The organism is Microcoleus sp. A2-C3 (assembly GCF_036706065.1).
GTDB lineage: Bacteria > Cyanobacteriota > Cyanobacteriia > Cyanobacteriales > Microcoleaceae > Microcoleus.
In genome coordinates this window covers 1-19,643 of sequence record NZ_JAUBVX010000008.1, presented here as the reverse complement: position 1 = coordinate 19,643, position 19,643 = coordinate 1, and the positions used below count along the sequence as shown (strand labels likewise).

Genomic DNA, 19,643 nt, shown 5'->3' with positions numbered 1-19,643 from the left:
AATGGCAGCAGATGAGCACACCGCACAAGTGAGATTAATTTCGGCGTCTCAGTGCCGTTAAATTCAAAACCCTGATAACTCAAGCACCGACGGCAATTGGGCATTAAAATAAGACCGGGCGGTTGAAACCGGGCCTCTACAAACTTTCACGCACTCCCAGCGGGTTGAAGACCGAACGGTTAAAATAACATTATCTTCTTCAGTCCACGGAGGTAGACTTCGTTGGTGTAGGCGCGGTTTAAAACCGTACGTCCGATCTAAATTTCCATCATTTACGCCGGAATTTCAATCCAGAATTCTGCTCCTTGTCCGGGCGCTGAGATGCACCGCAGACTTCCCTTATGTTTTTCTACCACAATTTGATGGCTGATAGACAGTCCCAAGCCTGTTCCAGACCCAACCGGTTTTGTGGTAAAAAATGGGTCAAACAGCCGCTTACCAACCTCTTCGGTCATTCCCGGGCCGCTGTCTGCGATGCAAATTACAATGCGATCGCCCTCACCGACATTGCTTGTACTATTGTTCAACCCAGCTTTTTTCATTTCAGTACGAATCACGATCGTCCTGAGTTGCTTGTGGTTTTCTAGAGCGTCGATCGCATTGCTGATAATGTTGAGAAATACCTGGTTTAACTGCCCCGCACAACAGTAGACTTTCGATATTTCTCCGTAATCTTTAATAATTTCAATCCGGCTTTCTTTACGTTCATGCTGCAATCTGTGCTGCACAATTAACAGCGTGCTTTCAATTCCTTCGTGAAGGTCTGCTAGCTTCATTTCTGATTCGTCCAGTCGCGAAAAGTTCCGCAACGACAACACAATTTTACTGATTCTTTCTACTCCTACTATCATCGAATTTAGCATTTTTGGAAAATCTTCCTTGAGGAAATCTAAGTCTACTTCCTTAACTTTTTCAGCAATCTGAGGAGCTGGGGACGAGTAATAATACTGGTAGAGATTCAACAGTTCTATTAAATCGTAAAAATAGGTTTTTGTGTGTGAAATATTGCCGTGAATAAAAGTTGCGGGATTGTTAATTTCGTGGGCGATACCGGCAACCATTTGACCGAGGCTCGACATTTTTTCAGATTGAACTAATTGGATTTGAGCGTGTTGGAGTTTTTCGTAGGCTTCTAGCAATTGAGCTGCTTGTTTTCTCAATTGAGATTCTGAAGCTTGGAGTGCTGCTGCGGAAATTTTGCGGTTGGTAATATTTTCAATCATCCCTAATTTGTAAATAGGTTTTCCTTCGCCATCTCGAATCAGAGTAGATGTCACATTCACCCAAACAATTTTACCTGTCGCCGCAATCTGGCGGATTTCGATTTGATAGCTGGTAATTTCTCCCCGATAAAGAGCAGCAGCAACTTGGATTTTTTTGGGTCGATCTTCGGGATGTCCAATTTCTATAAATGTTTTGCCGAGCAATTCTGCTGCGGTATATCCAAGCATTTCGCAGTAATTTTTATTGACTCGTACCAACTGGTGATCGTCTAAATTGGCTAAGTAAATACCGATGGGTGCATCTTCAAAAATTTTGCGAAATAGTTCCTCGCTACCTCGGACTTTAGCTTCTAGGGAAAGCCGATCGGTGATGTCTTCCAAAGTACACAAAATGCCTACCACATTGCCATAATTGTCGTGCAAAGGTATTTTATTTGTATCCAGCCAGCGCTGAGTACCGTCGGCTTGCAGTTGGCGCTCAATAATGTGATATTCTGGGGTGTTGGTTGCCATGATCCGGCGATCGCAATCTCGGAAAAATTCTGTTTCTTCTGGTTTCCAGGGCATATCGTAGTCGGTGAGACCAGCGATTTCAGTGGGATGATTGAAACCTGCGATTTTGGCAAAATTTTTATTGCCGCCCAGGTAAACTGAATCTCGATCTTTCCAGGTGATAAACTGAGGGATGTTGTTGATTACCAACCACAGCATTTTCTGGGAAGTTTGCAAGGCTTCCGTGCGTTCTAGGACGCGCTTTTCGAGTTCTTGATTGACTTGTTCCAGGGCGATTTTTGAGTCGCCCAAGGCGATTTCTGCGAGCTTGATATCGCTGATGTCGATTGTCACGCCTTCCCAAAGTATCTCGCCGCCCGGTTGCAGTTCGGGGCGGGCAATGGCGCGAATCCATTTCAGTTTTCCTGACTTGGTTACGATCCGCGCTTCATGTTTCCAAGGTTGTAAAGTTTCTGCGGAAATAGCTAGGGATTCTGACAAAAATTTTATGTCGTCTGGATGCACTGCTGACCACATAAAAGCTGCGTTTTTTTTGAGTTTTTCGGGTTCTAATTCGTACAGTTCCCAACAGCCGGGACTGACATAAATGAATTGATGAGAACCGTCGGGATGCAGCAAGTATTGATAAATCATTCCCGGCACGTTGGCGGCCATTTTTTGAAATCTGGCTTCGCTTTGCCGCAGTGCTGATTCTGCAAGTTTGCGATCGCTAATGTCAATCAACAAGCCATCCCAAATAATATCACCTTTTTCGCCCAGTTCTGGTCGGGCAGCCCCGCTAACCCACTTGATCCGATCGCCCGGTAAAACTAATCTGCCTTCCCACCGCCAAGGCTCTAAAGTTGTAGCTGAGATAGCAACAGTTTCCTGGAAGTTTTGTTCATCGTCTGGATGCACCATTTCGATCGCAGTAATAGCTAAATTTTGGAGCACCTCTGGTTCTAATTCGTAGAGTTCGCGGCAGCCAGAACTGACGTAGGGGAATGCAAAAGTGCCGTCTGCTGCTAACTGAAATTGATAAATCATGCCGGGAACGTTGGCAACCAACTTTTGAAACCTGGTTTCGCTTTGGCGTAGTGCTGTTTCTGCTTCTACGCGAGCGGTAATATCGTAAAATGCCGATAAAATTGCTGCTTCGCCGTTAAAATCAATCGATCGCATCGACATCTTTACCCAAAAAAAACTGCCGTTTGCTTTTTTTAAGCAGATTTGATCGCTGTCGCTAAAGCCGTTTTGTTTGAGGAATTCTAGCAATTGACTGCGATCGCTCACATTGGCATAAAAGTCGCTCTTTTTACTACCTATAAGCTGTTCTGAATTCAAATTAAAAGTTTTGCCTAGGGCAGGATTTGCGTACAAAATCACGCTATCTGACTGGCGTGTAATTAGGATGGGAACGGGAGTCGCAGTGGCGATCGCCCGCAATCTTTTTTCGCTTTCTTGCAGGGCTGTTTCGGCTGTGATTCTTTTGGTAATATCGTTTTGAACTCCGATAAAATGAGTTAATTTTCCCTCGCCATTTAGAACGGGGGAAACGGTTAATTCGTTCCAAAAAGGAGTTTTGTCTTTGCGGTAATTTTTGAGAACTACCTTGATTTCTGTTCCCGATCGCAAACTGCTGTGGAGTTTGTCTAATTCAGCGCGATCGGTATCGGCACCCTGCAAAAATCGGCAGTTGCGTCCCATAACTTCTTCGCTACTGTAACCCGTCAGTTTCTCAAAAGCAGGATTGCAGTAAATAATAGGTGTGTCAGGGCTGCTAGCATCTGCAATCAGGATGCTGTTGCTCGACGCTGCGATCGCTCGTTCTAGCAGAGACAGATGAAAAGAGTCTGTTGTCATCGGTAGCAATATCCAAACTCCAAGGGAGCGAATAGAACAATAATAAATTATTAATAGCTTGAGGCACTCTGATTTTATAAGCTTATTTTTAGTTTAACCTAACAAACCCAGCAACCCCAAAAAGCCCACGGGCGAATGGAAAAGCGGGCGAATGGAAAAGCGGGCGAATGGAAGGAAGAGCGAATCAAAGAGCGGGCGAATAGAATTCGCGCCTATACAGACAAAACCCGGATGTGCGCGGGTTGAAGAGCGGGCGAATGGAATTCGCGCCTATACAAGAATACGGTTCAGTTAAGCCCGGAGATCCCCCCTAGCCCCCCTGAAGAAGAGGGGGGGACAAGAGTGTTCTCAAAGTCCCCTTCTTAAGGGGGATTTAGGGGGATCTCCGGGGAATAAACAGTCTTATCTTCAACCCGCGCACCATCCGGGTTTTGTTTGTGTAGACGCGGTTTCAACCGCTGCATCTTGAATCGATAATTAAAAATTCAAAATGGTATAACAATTTTAAATTGACAAACTGATGCAAGAACCCTGAGCAGTTTTGCTTACTTCAATCCTAGCTTGAAAAGCTTCTTTGAGGTGCGGCATATGGGTGACGGTGAGGATGCAGGCGAAGTCAGAGGCGATCGCATTAATTGCAGCAATCAGGCGATCGCACCCTTCAGCATCCTGAGTCCCAAATCCCTCATCAATAATCAACATTTGCAAAGCCGTCCCCGCCCGCTGAGACAACAATCTCGCCAGCGCCAGCCGAATCGCAAAATTAATCCGAAAAGCTTCGCCGCCGGAGTAAGTTTCGTAGGCGCGAGTCCCGCGAGCATCAGCAATTAAAATGTCTAAAGTATCAATCAATTTAGTTGATTTTTTAGCAGCCGCCGCCCGCTGAGTAATAAATTGAACGTGCAACTGATTCGCGCTCAATCTCGACAATATCTGATTAGTTTCAGCTTCGAGTTGAGGCAAAACATTTTCAATCATTAAAGCTTGAATGCCATTTTTGCCAAAGGCTTGACCCAACTCTTGATAAACTTTGTATTGGCGTTTAGCAACCTGCATTTGCTCTTTTTGAGCGGCTAGCTGAACTTCCAAAGCTTCCAGATTTTGCTGCTGCTGCTGGAGTCGTCCGAGACTTCCCAAATGTTGGTCTAGCTGTTGGCGGCGGCGGCCCATTTGCTGTTCGATCGCACTTATTGGGGCTGTGGGATCGGGATGTTCTTGTAACTGCTGGTTCATCGCCGATGTTTGAGCGGTGACAGCTTGCAAATCGCGATCGCGCACTGCGATAGAATTGGCGATTTCATTAACCCGCTGCTGGACTTGCGGGAATTGCTGAATTGCCGATCGCAATTTTTCAGCGCGGGCGATCCAAAATTGCGTTTTACGCATTTCGCTGCGGACGTGTTCGTGCTGTTCCAAATTATAACCAACTTCCGCAATGTATCTATCTAAAGACAGAATTTGCTGCTGAATTTCCGAGCTATTTTTTTGCAGTTCTAACTGTTGTTGTACAGTGGCTAATTGAGTTTGCAAATCCGGGCGGCGGCTGTTAATTTTATTGAGTTTCTGTTGAGCATCTTTGATTTGAGCTTGCTTAATTTCCGCCCACCGCAACCGCTTTTCATCGCTGCGGGCGAGGGAGTGACTGCGATCGCTATAATTGAGCAATTGCAGTTGCTGTTCGATGTGGTGGAGTTCAGCGTAGTCATCGGCTGCATACTCGCCGGTACGCAGCAACCGCTCGATTTCCGCAGCGTCAAGACGCATACTTTGCAGTCGAGTTTCGTCTTGGCCCAGGCTATCCAATTGTGCTTGCAAATGGCTGCGGCGTTCCCGCAATTCTTGGTAAGGTGCTAATTCCTGTTCTAATTCGCGGTATTCGTTTCTGAGAACTTGAATTTCGCGTTCGGAGACGGCTAACTGTTCGCGGACAACCCACAGTTGGTTCCAGATTTCCTGCTGTTGGGAGTGATGTTTGGTGACTACCAAATTCCAGTAGTGTTCGTCTAAAGGTCGATCGCACAAAGGACAATTGCCAAAAGTTGCATCCCGGACAATTAAAGGCGAATTCACTTCCTGAGTTTCCGCAAAATTGGCTGATTTACCTTCACCCGCGCTAGTTTCTCCTTCATTTTTCCGCAACAGTTGCAGTTTTTGGTCAATTTCGGTGAGTCTGGTTTGATAATCGCGGCTTTTGGCTTGCAGATTTTCCAGAAAGCTGTGCCTTTCTTGGCCTTTTTCGCGGACTCGCTCCTGATAAATTCGCTTGTTTTCCAACTGCACAATTTGATGGGCGATGGCCGAGATTTCCTGCTGTAATTGCGGCTGTCGCTGCTGTTGCTGAACTTGCACCTGTCGGTTGATTTCGGCTAAGCGGGCGGTTAAACCAGCGTGGGCGCGATCGAGCTTAGTTTGCGACTGCTGCTGCTGTTGTAGCAACGGCGAAACTTGCAATTGCAGTTGCTCTAGTTCATTGAGGCGCGATCGGGCTGCTTGCAACTGTGCGAGTCCTTTGTCAACCTCCGGCTGCTGTTTGAGAACATCTAGAACATCTTTTTCATCTTGTTCTAAGACATCTAATTGAGCTTGCAATTGCTGAATTTTGTTTTGCAAAAGGCTCAGTTCTTGCCGTTGCTGTTCTTGCAAGTTTTGGCGCTGATTGTGGGCTTGTTGATGAGCCTTGAATTTACCAGCCTGAGATTCTTCGGTGGATTGCAAGCTATGAAAATAGGCAATTCCGGCTGTAATTTCATTTTCTTGTGTCAACAGGGCTTGTAGCTCATTCTGCTGCTGCTTGGCGGCGCTGAGTTCTTGCTGCAAGCGGCGGCATTCTTGAGAAATATTATAGTGCTGTTGCTGATGGCCTGCGAGGAGTTTTTGCCAAGTTTGGCGGTTGTGGTGTTGGAGTTGCAGTTGGTGCAAATGTGCTGTGTCGGCTTGCTGCTGTGAAGAGAGCAAATCGGTTGCTTGCTGTAATTGAGTTTGTTCGGATGCGATCGCCTCTTTTTGTTGCAGTTGCTCTTGTACGGCTTGTAAACTGTGTTTGAGGACTTCGACTTTGGCTTTAAATTCTCTGGCTTTTTCCTTGGCTTGTTCGGATAAAGTGTCGTATCGATCGAGCTTGAGGAGGTTAGCTAAAACTTGCTTGCGGTCGATCGGCTTTTTGAGCATAAACTCATCAGCACGCCCCTGCCGCAAATACGCCGAGTTAATAAAAGTATCGTAATCTAATTTGATATGTTCGAGAATTTTCTGCTGAGTATTTCTCAGCCCCTTGTCCGTGAGCGTGCGAAAACTAAGTCCATCCTGAGTTGTAGCAGAATTCAAGCTGACTTGAAATTCCAAACTCCCCGATTGTCCGCGCCGGCGGTTGCGAATCACCCGGTAGATTTGGCCGCCCGTGGAGAAAGTGAAATCAACGCGGACATCAATTTCGCCGATATGAATGATATCGTCTTCTGTATCGCTGCGACAACAGCCCCAAAGTGACCAGGCGATCGCTTCTAGCAGAGAAGATTTACCAGCACCGTTAGGCCCGCAAATGCAAGCGGTGTGCAGGCCGCGAAAGTCTAAAGCAGCTTCGCGATAGCTGAGAAAATTTTTGAGTGTAAGTTGTATAGGAATCATTTAAGGCCATCGCGCCATACAATCTACTTATAAATAACACTATTTGTGTGCTGTTGCCTAGTTATTCAATCCAGATCCAAAACAATTATCAGTGATTCTGCAATTTCTTCCATAATTGTCTCGGAAAGGGTTCCGAGTTGTCGGACAAATCTTTGTTGGGAAACGGAACGGACTTGAAAACAATCGGCGGCTGAGACTTTAATCAAGCCATTTTCGCCACTGGGTTCTAGTCGAACCATCCAATTTCTAGGTGTATATCGCTCTTTCCAGTCAGTGATGGGAACAATAACTTCAAGCAGCAAAATTCCCACCGTCTCATCGCTGACAATAACTGCGGGACGGGTTTTGCCAATTTCAGCCCCAACAGTAGGCTCAAGTGTAACCAGCCAGATTTCGCCTCTACGCATTAGTTTTGATCCCTGCGCTTAGGTATTCTTCCTCAGATTCAAAATATGGTTCGCTGTCTGGCGACCACAAATCATGTAAAGCACCTCCCGGCATATAATCTAGGACTGCGGCTTCTGCTGCGGCTCTGAGTTGGCGCTTTTTCTCGGCTTTGCGCTGGACTTTTGCTTCGATGTCTTCGCGCATCATCCGGGAAGCTGTTTCGATGATTTCTAGGCGTTCTTCTGCTGTCAGATTTTTGAGTGCGGCTAAGATTTCTGTTTTGGTCACGGTTTTTTCGGGTGTTTGGGGAGAAAGTGCGAGCCAATTATCATTATATCTTTGAGGAAAATCCCTCTGGGCGATCGCAATTAATTTTGCACCTCATCCTCCGAATTTCCGCGTCCTCCGACGATCGATATTACGGATAGTTGTTAGGATTTTCAACTACCAAACCCTCACTTGTTGCTGCTGCATTTAGCTCCCCATCAGCAGATACAAAAGTCATCGCAGGCAAATTGTTAGCTGTGCAGAGGTTATTTATGCTACAGCCTGTTGCTAGCTGCACAGCATCATAGCCTCGCAATCCGTAGGTTTCAGCTAATGCCATTGCAGAGTTAATAATACTTTCGGTGAATTCTACAACTTGATACTCAGATTGCAGGTCACTCCTGAACTGATTGCACGCTGCTGTAGCATCTGTCGCATTGATACTTCGGCCGCGCGACCTTCTGGTAATTGCAGCAACAATTTCCACACTGGTAATACCAGCAATCAAGATATCGTTGTTAAGTGCAGGATCGAACAAATTCAAAACCCATCCCGAACCTATTTCACTAATGTAGCGTTTGACCAGCGCGCTGCTATCTACAAAATAAATTGTCATCTAGCGACGTTCCTCAATAATTGTCTCAGAAACAGGCTGCCCCTGTACCTGAATTAGTCGCCGTTCTGTTTGCTGAGTCCAAGAAGAATGCTTAATTTTTTTGACTAAACCAGAAGTTAACAGCGCTTGGTGAAATCTTGTGCGTTGAGCAGCTTGTTCTTTATGAGCCAGAGAGTTCCCAATAGCACGCTCTAGTTGCTGTAGTTCTAGCACTTCCAGGGTGTCAAGCTGATTGAGGATTTTGTTGAAGATTCCCTGCGACATAGGATTCTACTTTTTAGTAAGGCTAGTTTATCTATTATACAACTAAGTGTCCTCCAAATTGCCCCTCCGAATAGCCGCGTCCGGCGAATTGCTGTTGATTTTCCATCAAAAAAGGGCTGACTGTATTCCTACAGTCAACCCAGCGCCTATTTACTGATCCTGCGTTTGCTCAAATAGCAATACTATCTGATCAGATTCGGGAAGGTATAGCCGACACCGACTAACAATCCCACATCAGTTCCCTCGAGAAAACCAATATTCAGTCCGGCTGTAGCTGTAAAATTACTCGACAGCGGCACATCTACACCCCCTGTAATCATGAAGCCAAAATTACCGTTATCGCCGGTAGAAATGGCTACGCCAGCACCTAAATAAGGAGCAGCGGTAATCACAAAATCATCGCTGACTTCGACGGCCTCTTTAGATACAAAATCGTAGGTGAGTGGAACTAGAACTGTTAAGTTGTCGCGGAACAAAACACTCGGCCTCACCGAGAAATTGTTTGTCAAACCAATTTTGCTAATAATCGCAAATGAAGTGTCGCCTAGGGCTGAATCTCCGCCAAAACCGATGTTACCGCCAATACCGACGTAGCTCGGCCCTGAACGGGTAGCTCGGCCCGGTCTGATGGTGGGGACTTGAGCTACTTTTTCAGTTGGTTCGGAGACTGCTGCCGGTTTTTCGGCAAGTTTCGGTTGGTTTGTCAGGGTTTTGGCGGAAGTGCTGACAGGATTGCTTAACACTTCTTGTGTTGTTTTGACTTCTTTTTCTTCCTTGGCTGCTGTCAGTTCGGAATTAGGTCGATCGATCTTTTCGGCAATCTCCACCGTTGGCTGCACTTTGACGCTATCAGCAATTTTAGCTGTTTCTGCCGATTTTTCGGTCTCAGCAGCAATCGATGTATTTGGCGCAGTTTCAGTCTCCGCAATTTCCGATGTTGTTGCTGTGGATTCTGCCGGTGTGCCCACAGATGCTTGCGAGTTGGCTGCCGGTAGGGAGGCTGCTGGCTCTGCCGCTGCTGTTAGTTCGCTCCAACTGATAGAATCAATTTTTGTATTAGTAGCGGTGGTTTCTGCATCGGGTTTAACCGCTGAAGTTGCCACAGGCTGAGAAACTTGGTCAATATTTTGAGCGGCCAAAGTTGCCGTTGTACCGACATCAGGCAAGTTGCCAGTTTCAGCTTTCGCTGACAGGGTACCGCAACAAACTGCTAAAGCTGCAAGATTTATTAACGCAAAAGTAGACTTGGAAAATAGACTATTCATAGAAACTCCTCAATGAATGCTGTGTTAAAAGTGTAAGTGTTTGAGGGCTCCCATCGAGAGCTTTGCTCAAAAATGACACAAATATGACTTGTGTTGTTCCTAGATTGGCACTTAACCCTTGAGGAGTCAACTCGCAATTTGATTAGATTCAAGAACGGACAGCGGGTTTTGATGCTAATTATAATTTACAGTTCGATCGGCTATAAATCAATCCTAGGAAGGATTTCACCCTCGCTGCTGCTGAATTGAGAGGCCGATCGCGCGCATCGCTGGCATTCTATAATTCTGTACTTGGGGGCGCTGCATTCGCAGTAGTACCGGAAAAATTGGGTTTTCGAGGGCGCACCGGCTCGAAACCAAGATACAGCAAGCTTTCAAAAATATTTGGGCAGTCGTTCAAATTGGGACAGTTGCGCCAGGGCGATCGGCTGCTGCATAGTCTGTGACAAGTGATGTAGAATAGCACTGGTTCCCAAAATAGTTGTAGCTCGATCGTGTAAAAATTAGTGAATATTATTATTATAATTGTCTAAAATTCCGTGTTTTATTGGTAAAAATTAGTAAAAAACTATTGCATCTCAACCTTACTTTATGAGCAAAGTTCTAGTGATATTAGGCGAATTGAGCGATCGCGACATCGATTGGATGCTCGCCAACGGCACCCGCACCATAGTCCCCCCCGGCACCACCGTGATCGTCGAAGGTAAACCCTTAGACGCGCTGTACATAGTTCTGAATGGAACTTTGAGCGTTTCTGTATCATCTTTGGGCGACAAAGAAATTGGACAAATCATCTGCGGGGAAGTGTTGGGCGAAATGTCTTTTGTAGACGGGAGACTTCCTTCTGCTAGCGTCACGACAATTGATGAATGTCTCATCCTGTCAATTCCGAGGCGGCTGCTAACTGAAAAACTGGAACAAGACGTGTTGTTTTCCCTGCGGTTTTATCGGGCGATTACCAAATTTCTGTCGTCGAGACTTCGGGGTACAGTCAAACGCTTCGGCGAAGAGACTGATTATTTAATATATCAAGATCCCGACGACGAACGCGCGATCGCCCACAATGTCGAAAATCCAGATTTGGCTCAATCTAGATTTCAATGGCTATTACAGCGTTTGAAGGCGACTTGAAGTCAGTTGTCAGTTGTTAGTTGTCAGTTGTCAGTTGTCAGTTGTTAGTTGTTAGTTGTTAGAAGGAAGAGGGAAAAAATCAGATGATTCGCTTTGCCTCTTTCTTGTTTTTCTACCAACTCCCCATTACCAATTCCCGATTACCAATTCCCCATTAAAAAACGTATTTTTCGGCGACGCGCCAGTAGCGTGAAAAACGCTTCAAATCAATATAACCATCGTAGCGGACAAAGGGTTCTGGTGGCAAAACTTCTACAGGGTATAATTGCCGAATTTCCCGGCAAATCTCCTCAAACCGAGGACTAGGACTTTCCGCTGTAACTACTTGATTCGCGCCGGATTCTTTAGCAAAAGCGATAACTTCAGCAGCCACATTGCCACGCCGAATAACTATCGGCAACTCCAGCAAACATTCGTAAATAAACACCATTCGTTTGAGACTCAACTGCCATTCATCGATGAGTGCATCATCCCAAACCCAGATTGCCGGTGCTTCTGGGTGCGCTTGAAAAGCCGGACTTTGAGGACTCAAACAGTCGCCGTGCAGCCAAATAATTGGATTCTTCATAACTTGGGAATTGGGAATTGGGAATTGTAATTGGGAATTGGGAATTGTAATTGGGAATTGTAAAAAAAATTAATTATTTTAATTGCTTGTTCCCTCTTCCGAATGACAACTGTCAACTGACAACTGACAACTGTCAACTGTCAACTGACTACTGACTTAATTTTTCTTTCCCTTTTGAGGGCGTTGCCAACTTTGAGAACCGCCCGTGCGATCGACCTTTTCGGCATTGGGAAACAACTGGGCTTCCAAATCTTCGTAAGTTCCCTCAAAATCGCATTGCCCGTACAGAGGACAATCACCACAATAAACCGACTTAGTGTAACGTTCCAGATTTTCCCGATTAAAAAAATAAGGCTTATGACTAAAAGTGCTCGCTACCCACTGCCAAGAAAGATTATTACTCGCCGGATCTCCATCTAGCAAATGTTCCAAAAACCAGCGAGCTCCAGCTTGCCAGTGCACGCGCCGCCAATGTACGAGATAAGCGGCAATCCACATTCGCTGATGGTTGTGCAAATAACCAGTTTCTCGCAACTCGCGGCTGAAACTGTCGATGCAAACTAAACCAGTCGTGCCTTCGACGACATCCTGCGGCATGGTTTCGCTGTAATATTTAGCAGTGTAACCAGTTTTGTAGGGTTCCTGGTCTTGCCAAATCCCCTTGCCCAATTCGGCGTACAGTCGCTGCCAATAATCCCGCCAACCCAATTGGTTGACAAGTTTTACGGCTTCTTCTGGATGCACCTTGGCGAGCACGGCATCCCGGACTTCGGCAAGGCTCAAAACGCCGTAGCGTAAATAAGGCGACAATTGCGTTACCGCGCCGTTGAGGAAGTTGCGGCTTGAGGCGTATTTGCCTGGGTCAATTTTTTGCAGGAGTGTCTCCGCTGCTTTGCGCCCGCCTGTGGTTGGGGGTACGTTGCTATCGCGGGCGGCGGCTTCGGGAAACTGTTCGCGCACGTAGGCTATTAATTCGTCGCGGCTGGCAAATTCCCGCTCCATGTCCTGACTCATGTTTTCTCAAGCGCCTGCTATTGTTTCTTCATGTTAAAGCTATTTGTTTGGGTGTGTGGGGTCGATCGCCCTAAATTGCCCTTCACTCCTGGTAACTCACATCTTGCACCATTGTCAGCAACAGGCAAGATGCCTGTTCCACAAAAGATAAATTTTCTTGTGGAATAGGCATCTTGCCTGTTCATAAAAGGCTAATTGACAATGATGCAATATCTCAGTGGTAACGTACAGTTTGTCCCAGCGGCAATCGATCGTCGTTTCGCACCCAAAATTAGCATCAAAGTCAGTACACTCAGGGATAGATATCATACCAAGATCTTATGGAAACTTTTCCGGCGGACGCTAAACCGATCGCCAGCTTAGCTAATCGACAGCAGCAAGCTACAAAACAACTGGACAACGAAATTCAAGAGTTCGATCGAGCCATGATGCGCCGCTGCATAGAATTGGCCCGCCACGCCCTCGGCAAAACCGCACCCAACCCCCTCGTCGGTTCTGTAATTGTCCGAGACGGCAAGATTGTCGGCGAAGGGTTCCATCCCGGTGCTGGCCAACCTCACGCCGAAGTTTTTGCGCTCCGGGAAGCGGGGGAACTCGCCGCCGGAGCGACAGTCTACGTCAACCTGGAACCCTGCAACCACTACGGGCGAACTCCTCCCTGTTCCGAAGCTTTAGTCAAGGCCAAGGTGGCAAAAGTAGTGGTTGGCATGGTCGATCCCAATCCATTGGTAGCGGGAACTGGGCTGGCCCGGTTGCGGGAAGCCGGGATTGAAGTGGTGACGGGAGTGGAAGGGGAAGCTTGTCAGAAACTTAACGAGGCTTTCGTACACCGGATTTTGCACCGCCAGCCTTTCGGAATTTTGAAATATGCGATGACTTTGGACGGTAAAATTGCTACCAATACCGGTCATAGCGCTTGGGTGACAGGCCAGGAGGCGAGGAGCGAGGTGCATCGGGTGCGCGTCGGCTGCGATGCGGTGATTGTTGGGGGAAATACGGTGCGTCTAGATAATCCCTTATTGACTAGCCACCAACCCGATCGGCATAATCCTCTGCGGGTGGTGATGAGCCGCACTCTGGATTTGCCGAAGTCGGCTTGGTTGTGGGAAACCTCTGTGGCGGCTACTTTGGTGCTGACTGAGCCTGGGGTTAACCCGGAATTTCAGGAATTTTTGATCGCCAAAGGGGTAGAAGTTGTGGAGTTGTCGCCGCTGACACCGACTAATGTGATGGCTTATTTGTACGATCGATCTTTTCTTTCTGTACTCTGGGAGTGTGGAGGCACTTTGGCTGCTAAGGCAATTGCTGAAGGTGCAGTTCAAAAAATTATGGCTTTTATTGCTCCTAAAATTGTCGGCGGCCAAGATGCTCCAACTCCTGTAGGAGATTTGGGGTTTTCTGCAATGACTGATGCTTTAACTTTAGAGCGGGTTTCTTGGCGCGCGGTGGGTGCAGATTGCGTGGTGGAAGGCTATTTGAAAATTAAAAATTGAAAGTTAAAAGCGAGTCTTTTGATTTTTTAATTTTTAATTTTTAACTCCTTTTATGACTGAAATTCTGATTTGGAGTTTGATGGTTGGCAGTCTCGGCTTGGAGGCTGCAATCATGGGTATCTTGGTGAGCCACGAGCAATTAGCTGCGGGGCAAAAATGCGATGAGGAGGAAGAAGTTTTGACTCGGTACGAATCTCAAGAAGATAATTTTACTGCGCCTGAAAATGCGATCGCAAATGGCAATCCAAAATCCGATCGCAATCCTGATGATTTGACAGTTTGGGAATACAAGATTGTGCGGGCTAGCAGCGATTTGTTTCGCAATCCGGCGATTTTTCACAAGCTGTGTCGGGAAGAGGCGGAAGTTGGCTGGATTTTGCTCGAAAAGCTGGATGACAGGCGGGTGCGGTTCAAACGTCCGATCGCGCTGCGGGACGCCCCGATGCCTAATTTACCAACGTTTGACCCTTACCGCACTCATTACGGCCCGCTCTCGAATGCGATGACTTGGGCGGGGGCGATCGTGTTTCTGAGTGCGATCGTCCTGCCTGCTGTTTTGGGCTATGCTTTGGTGTCGGCTACTCTCAACAAAAGTCGCTCTAATTTGCCTCCGACACCGGTTCAATCTTTGCCTTCTCCGGGCGGGCCGGAAACTAATAATTAATACCGGGAGAATTGCTAATTGGTGATTGGGAAGCTTGTTTTATAGCAAGTCTAAATCATTTATGAACCAGATTTATTTAACAAACCGCGAAGGCGCGAAGTTCGCTAAGGAAGAGAAAAGAATAGAAGAGTGTGTGTTCGTTTGACGGATTTAGGCTTGCTATAGGCGTTAATTCGATTTTAAGTTTGGGGCGGTATTGCTGAAGGAGCAGATAGCAATCTCAAGTTGTAATCGGTATCGCCTTGAAATTGAGAAACGCGGATGAAATAAGTCCCCGGAGGCAAAGCTCCATTGCTGACGATTGTTTCTGAAGCCGTGCCTAAATTGTTAGACGAAGCAATAAGATCGTCTAATCCAACTGCGCCGTTGCCGTTGAGATCCTGAATTAATTCTACATCAACATCTGCACTCAAACCGTCAACAGTTGCACTGAAAAGGCTCGGAGTATTGAGGATGAAACTGTAAATGTCGGCTGGTTCAGCAGCTCCTACAAAATCGCTCGCCGTTTGAATTTCTCCAACAATGCCGAGGCTTTTTGCTGCGTTCAAATTGTCGGCGGGAGCGGGGAGTGTACTCAACAGTCCTTCTTGTTGGCCGTATTGAATGTAATGGTCGATCGCACTTTTAACTGCGCCACTGCTGACTGCTGCTCCTATCACCGGATATCTTTCTAGATAAAAGCTGGGATCGAAGAAAACGCTGGCTTTGCGGTTTTCAAATTGACCGACTTTGAAGTAGTGTTCAAAGGCGCTAAATTGATTAGTTTGGACTGCTGTCTGAACGTCGGGGTTGCTGGTGAGATAGAAGCCAACATCGAAGAAAGGGTTGGGGCTCCGCCGTTCAAATTGACCGAATTTAATAAAGTGCTGGGCACCAGAAAATTGGTTTTTTTCCGCTGATACTGCTACATCTGAATTGGTGTCTAAATAATAGCTGGCGTCAAACAGGGCATTAGGATCGCGATTTTCAAATTGACCAATTTTTCGGTAGTGATCGAAGGGGCTCGATACCGTGCCTCTGGCAACTGCTACGGCGACATCTGGGTTGTTTTCGAGATAAAATTTGCTGTCGAACAGTGTTCTGAGGGTTAGCATTATTAAAAAAATCTCTTTGTACTTTAGCAAAACAGATGGGAATCCCCACCCCATAACGGTACTCCGTTTGGAGTGGGATGGAAGGCGCGGTGATGCGATAATTCCATCCCCGTCCAAACCAACAATCTTCAGATATTACCAGGACGGGGATGGATGACGAAATGAGCAAATCAGGATCTTCTGTTGGGCTGCGACTAAAATTCATTTTGCACAAATGCCTGAACGACGTTTGACAGGCGTGACTTTCTTGACGTTAACTACCTTGTTTTTAGCACCAGGGTAATCGGCGATTTTGACCCCAGTGCCGAGATTTTGCATCCCGATGACTCGGTAGACAATACCTTCAAACAAAACATAATCGTTCGGATTGAATCGATATCGTTGCCGCTTGATTCGGCGCTGACCTTTCGATATCTTCACTCCACGATAGACTCGCAAGTTCTCACCATTCAGGTTCGTATTCCGAGTTAGCCGACCCGAAAAAAGCTGACCGCCCGATACCTTCTCACCAGTTCGAGTATCGATATATTTTGCATCATAGAATTGCTCCATCGACCGTTTGTTACACCGAATCTGCTCTAAAACCAGTGTTTCGGAGCGGAACTGATTCGTCCCGCCAGCAATCACGAAAGCATCATTATGGTGAGACTTCTCTAATTTCTGTTCCTCTCGTTTGAACTTGGTTTCAAACCCGAAGGCTTCCTCTGCACCTAAAACATTCAGCAACCGTCGATAGATTGTGGTCATAAAAGTTTCGGATTTGAAACTCTTAACATGAGCCTTCCAACCGTGCAGGAACTTTCCTTGTTGATGGTTGACTGGTGTATGGCATTTAACACATAGAGTAATCAGGTTTGCTGGTCGATCGCTCCGGTCAGGGCTTGACTTCCAATAACCTAAATGGTGAATTTGAGTTGGCGTACCGGACTTACTCTTGCATTCAGGGTTTTGGCATTTATAGCCATCTCGATGGCGAATGTAAGTAGTCAGATTGTGATAGCCCATCTGCTCTCCAGTTTGATAACCTGTTTTCTCGATCTCAGGGTTATTAATTTTCTGGATGTCGAAACTAGCTGTCTCAAGAATGACTTTGGTGATAGGTAATCGAGCTTTAATTCGTTCAACTAATTTGATATGAGCATCAAGTTTGTGTTGAATTGACGGAGCTAACCAACCAGCCGGACGGCGACGATTATCGAATCTGGGAGCGCGGTGCCGTAGGCGAATGCGGCGATCAAGCCGATATTTTCTTCGCTCACTTAAGCGTTCGCTGACGGAGAAAAGTAATTTTAATTCTCCACCAATTAACTCTTCTTTTAGACTCACAGCGCTGAAGCCAATGGTGAGATAACCAGTATCAATGCCGATAGTTACTGGCTGGATATATCCGGCACTGCCGTAGATTAATTGAATTGTAAGTGGGTCGCGATCAATGATTTTTGCTTTGCCTGTTTTGAGTAGAACTCGCGCTTTTCTGGGAGTGGTGGGCATCAAGGGACGACCATCTTTATTGATTACGAGAACATTCATGATTTGTATTTAAGTTAATAAATAACTTAACTCTTGCGAGTGGTGTTCTTCGCCAATGTTGCTCCAGGTTTAATGCTAATCACACTTTCCCGCTGCCAGTAGAAATGTTTAATGATTAACCGCAGTGTCTGGGACTAGAACTCGGCTGCCACACCTGCATCCCAAAGTGCCTATATATTCTGAAGTAACGTAGTAATTCTGGCATGATGAATTACTGAGGCTAATGACAAGCTTCTTGATTCAGAAGCCCATGCTGTACTGATCGAACAGTCAGCGTGTGGAGTTGTCACTCTGGAAAGTGCTTGACAACTCCCCAGCTATAATCAAATTCGATCGAGAATCCAGTTTACATCAATTTTTTGTGAGGGTGGCTCAATTATGGCTAAATCTGCACTGATGGCAATGCTGCGCCGCGCTGCGAGTATTGCCCAAAAGTCTCGGCAAACGGGCATTCCGGCTGATGAACTGCTGGGGATGCTGAATTCACGCAGTTCTAATTTTCCCATATCTCGGCGCGGCTTGCTGCACGGGGGTTTAGCGGCTGCGGGGGCTGTAGCTGCTGCGACTTTTACCAGGGAGGGAGCTTTTGCTCAACAAGGCGGACGATCGCCCATTTTGGTCGTGGGTGCGGGAATTGCAGGTTTGACGGCTGCCTATCGCCTGCGTCAGGGGGGCGTGCGCGCCGATATCATTGAGGCAACTAACCGTGTGGGGGGGAGGATTCGCACGGTGTCTAAGGTGGCTGGAACGTTGATTTCGGCGGACGTGGGGGGAGAATATATTGACACTGGCCACACTACTTTGATTTCCCTAGCGACGGAATTGGGTTTGCGGGCGATCGACTTAGCTAACGTACAGCGGGGATTGGTGAAGGATACTTTTTTCTTTCAAGGACGCCGATTTTCTCTTGAGCAAATAATCGCGGAATTTGCGCCACTAGCCAGTAAAATTAGTGCTGATTTGGAAGCAGTCGGAGATAACTTTAGTTATCAAGATTTTACGGAAACAGCGGAAAGATTGGACAATCTTTCGATCGCTGAATATGTAGACCAAGCTGATACTAGCACGATTGTCCGGCAGTTGCTCCGCATTGCTTACACTACGGAATACGGCCGAGATCCGGAGGAACAGTCGGCGCTAAATCTGCTGTTTTTAATCGGTTCTGAAGCGGACAGTTTTCAATTGTACGGCAACAGCGATGAGCGTTATCAAATTGACGGCGGCAACAGTCAAATTGTCAACAGTTTAGCTGGTCAATTGTCTGGTTCGATCGAGGCGGGGACGGTTTTGGAAGCGATTACTCTTTTGCCGGATGGCCGCTATCGGGTAAATTTGCGATCGGGACAAAGCGCCTTCGATCGCACTTACGAACGAGTTTTATTAGCTTTGCCCTTCAGCACTCTGCGAGACGTTAACATTAACGTACCTCTACCCCAACCAAAGCGCAGGGCGATCGAGCAATTGGGCTACGGTACTAATTCTAAGTTAGTTACCGGCTACCGCAGCCGAATTTGGCGGGAAGTTTATCAATCGACTGCTTCTGTGTTTACCGATTTAGGATTCCAAAATAGCTGGGAAGCTACGCCTTTCGCTCCTACTGGTAACGCTTTAGTTACTAATTTTACAGGAGGAAAGCAGGGTTTGGCGATCGGTGCCGGAACTCCCGAAGACCAAGCACAAAGATTTTTGGGACAATTTGAAAGAGTTTTTCCCGGAGTGAGCAATTTGCGATCGGGCAAAGCTGTACGAGCTTTTTGGTCGGGAGAACGCTTTTTTAAAGGTTCTTATTCCTGCTATTTAGTCGGACAATGGACGCAAATGCACGGTGTTGAAGGCGAACGAGTTGGGAACTTATATTTTGCCGGAGAACACACTTCGCTGGAAAATCAAGGTTATATGGAAGGCGGTTGCGAAACCGGACAAAGGGCGGCTTTTGAAATTTTGCAAGATTTGGGTTTGACAAGTTCTGCTGAGGCTTTGAATACTCGCAGTGCGAGCAGTTTGAACCAGCGCCGTCCCAGCCGGAAAGTTCCTGGATCTCGGAATCTTAGGAATAGGAATCCGAGTATTAGTTGACACTCCCCAGCTATCAAGGCGAGGGGATTCTTTGTTCACAGAGCCGACTTGCTGAGGCAGGATTTCTCCAAC

15 protein-coding genes are annotated in these 19,643 nt (G+C 46.6%); 4 read left to right on the top strand and 11 right to left on the bottom strand.

The window, feature by feature from the left end; all coding sequences use genetic code 11:
* Nucleotides 1-272: 272 nt before the first annotated feature.
* The 7 genes from QUB66_RS06680 to QUB66_RS06650 all read right to left on the bottom strand — a co-directional run bounded on the left by QUB66_RS06680 (nt 273) and on the right by QUB66_RS06650 (nt 10,001).
* Nucleotides 273-3,578 carry a PAS domain-containing sensor histidine kinase gene (locus QUB66_RS06680; RefSeq protein WP_332966955.1) on the bottom strand — a complete coding sequence of 1,102 codons (3,306 nt, stop codon included), beginning with the start codon at nt 3,576-3,578 and terminating at the stop codon, nt 273-275.
* Between the two features lie 504 nt (nt 3,579-4,082).
* A complete protein-coding gene (locus tag QUB66_RS06675) occupies nt 4,083-7,202 on the bottom strand; it encodes an AAA family ATPase (protein ID WP_332966953.1) in 3,120 nt (1,039 codons plus the stop codon).
* 65 nt (nt 7,203-7,267) lie between these two features.
* Nucleotides 7,268-7,609 carry a type II toxin-antitoxin system PemK/MazF family toxin gene (locus tag QUB66_RS06670; RefSeq protein WP_265234519.1) on the bottom strand — a complete coding sequence of 114 codons (342 nt, stop codon included), beginning with the start codon at nt 7,607-7,609 and terminating at the stop codon, nt 7,268-7,270.
* Nucleotides 7,602-7,877 (bottom strand): hypothetical protein, encoded by a 276-nt coding sequence (locus tag QUB66_RS06665; protein ID WP_265234518.1) that lies wholly within the window; start codon nt 7,875-7,877, stop codon nt 7,602-7,604. The genes QUB66_RS06670 and QUB66_RS06665 overlap by 8 nt, the downstream gene beginning before the upstream one ends.
* Before the next feature lie 130 nt (nt 7,878-8,007).
* Entirely contained in the window at nt 8,008-8,472 is a 465-nt protein-coding gene (locus QUB66_RS06660) for a type II toxin-antitoxin system VapC family toxin (RefSeq protein WP_265234517.1), read from the bottom strand.
* Nucleotides 8,473-8,736, bottom strand: coding sequence for a hypothetical protein (locus QUB66_RS06655; RefSeq protein WP_265234516.1), 264 nt, complete (start codon nt 8,734-8,736; stop codon nt 8,473-8,475).
* Nucleotides 8,737-8,918: 182 nt separating this feature from the next.
* Entirely contained in the window at nt 8,919-10,001 is a 1,083-nt protein-coding gene (locus tag QUB66_RS06650) for an outer membrane protein (protein ID WP_332966950.1), read from the bottom strand.
* Between the two features lie 591 nt (nt 10,002-10,592).
* On the opposite strand from QUB66_RS06650, the gene QUB66_RS06645 reads away from it, so the two are divergent.
* The gene (locus tag QUB66_RS06645; protein WP_265234514.1) at nt 10,593-11,132 is read left to right on the top strand and encodes a cyclic nucleotide-binding domain-containing protein; all 540 of its coding nucleotides are present in this window, start codon (nt 10,593-10,595) and stop codon (nt 11,130-11,132) included.
* A gap of 154 nt (nt 11,133-11,286) precedes the next feature.
* On the opposite strand, the gene QUB66_RS06640 is transcribed toward QUB66_RS06645, so the two are convergent.
* Together QUB66_RS06640 and QUB66_RS06635 are read right to left on the bottom strand one after the other, a co-directional pair.
* Entirely contained in the window at nt 11,287-11,700 is a 414-nt protein-coding gene (locus tag QUB66_RS06640; protein WP_332966949.1) for a hypothetical protein, read from the bottom strand.
* Between the two features lie 156 nt (nt 11,701-11,856).
* Complete coding sequence (locus QUB66_RS06635; protein ID WP_332966948.1) at nt 11,857-12,714, bottom strand: FAD-binding domain-containing protein; 858 nt, start codon at nt 12,712-12,714, stop codon at nt 11,857-11,859.
* 320 nt (nt 12,715-13,034) lie between these two features.
* On the opposite strand from QUB66_RS06635, the gene ribD reads away from it, so the two are divergent.
* Both ribD and QUB66_RS06625 read left to right on the top strand, forming a co-directional pair.
* Entirely contained in the window at nt 13,035-14,207 is a 1,173-nt protein-coding gene (gene ribD / locus QUB66_RS06630) for a bifunctional diaminohydroxyphosphoribosylaminopyrimidine deaminase/5-amino-6-(5-phosphoribosylamino)uracil reductase RibD (RefSeq protein WP_265234511.1), read from the top strand.
* Nucleotides 14,208-14,259: 52 nt separating this feature from the next.
* Nucleotides 14,260-14,871: a hypothetical protein gene (locus tag QUB66_RS06625; protein WP_332966946.1), complete on the top strand. Its 612-nt coding sequence runs from the start codon at nt 14,260-14,262 to the stop codon at nt 14,869-14,871.
* 179 nt (nt 14,872-15,050) lie between these two features.
* Here QUB66_RS06625 and QUB66_RS06620 read toward each other — a convergent pair whose 3' ends face one another.
* Both QUB66_RS06620 and iscB read right to left on the bottom strand, forming a co-directional pair.
* Complete coding sequence (locus QUB66_RS06620; protein WP_332966944.1) at nt 15,051-15,965, bottom strand: PPC domain-containing protein; 915 nt, start codon at nt 15,963-15,965, stop codon at nt 15,051-15,053.
* A gap of 201 nt (nt 15,966-16,166) precedes the next feature.
* A complete protein-coding gene (iscB, locus tag QUB66_RS06615) occupies nt 16,167-17,495 on the bottom strand; it encodes an RNA-guided endonuclease IscB (protein WP_332966942.1) in 1,329 nt (442 codons plus the stop codon).
* 378 nt (nt 17,496-17,873) lie between these two features.
* Here iscB and QUB66_RS06610 point away from each other — a divergent pair, with 378 nt between their 5' ends.
* Nucleotides 17,874-19,571: a flavin monoamine oxidase family protein gene (locus tag QUB66_RS06610; protein WP_332966940.1), complete on the top strand. Its 1,698-nt coding sequence runs from the start codon at nt 17,874-17,876 to the stop codon at nt 19,569-19,571.
* Nucleotides 19,572-19,643: the final 72 nt, after the last annotated feature.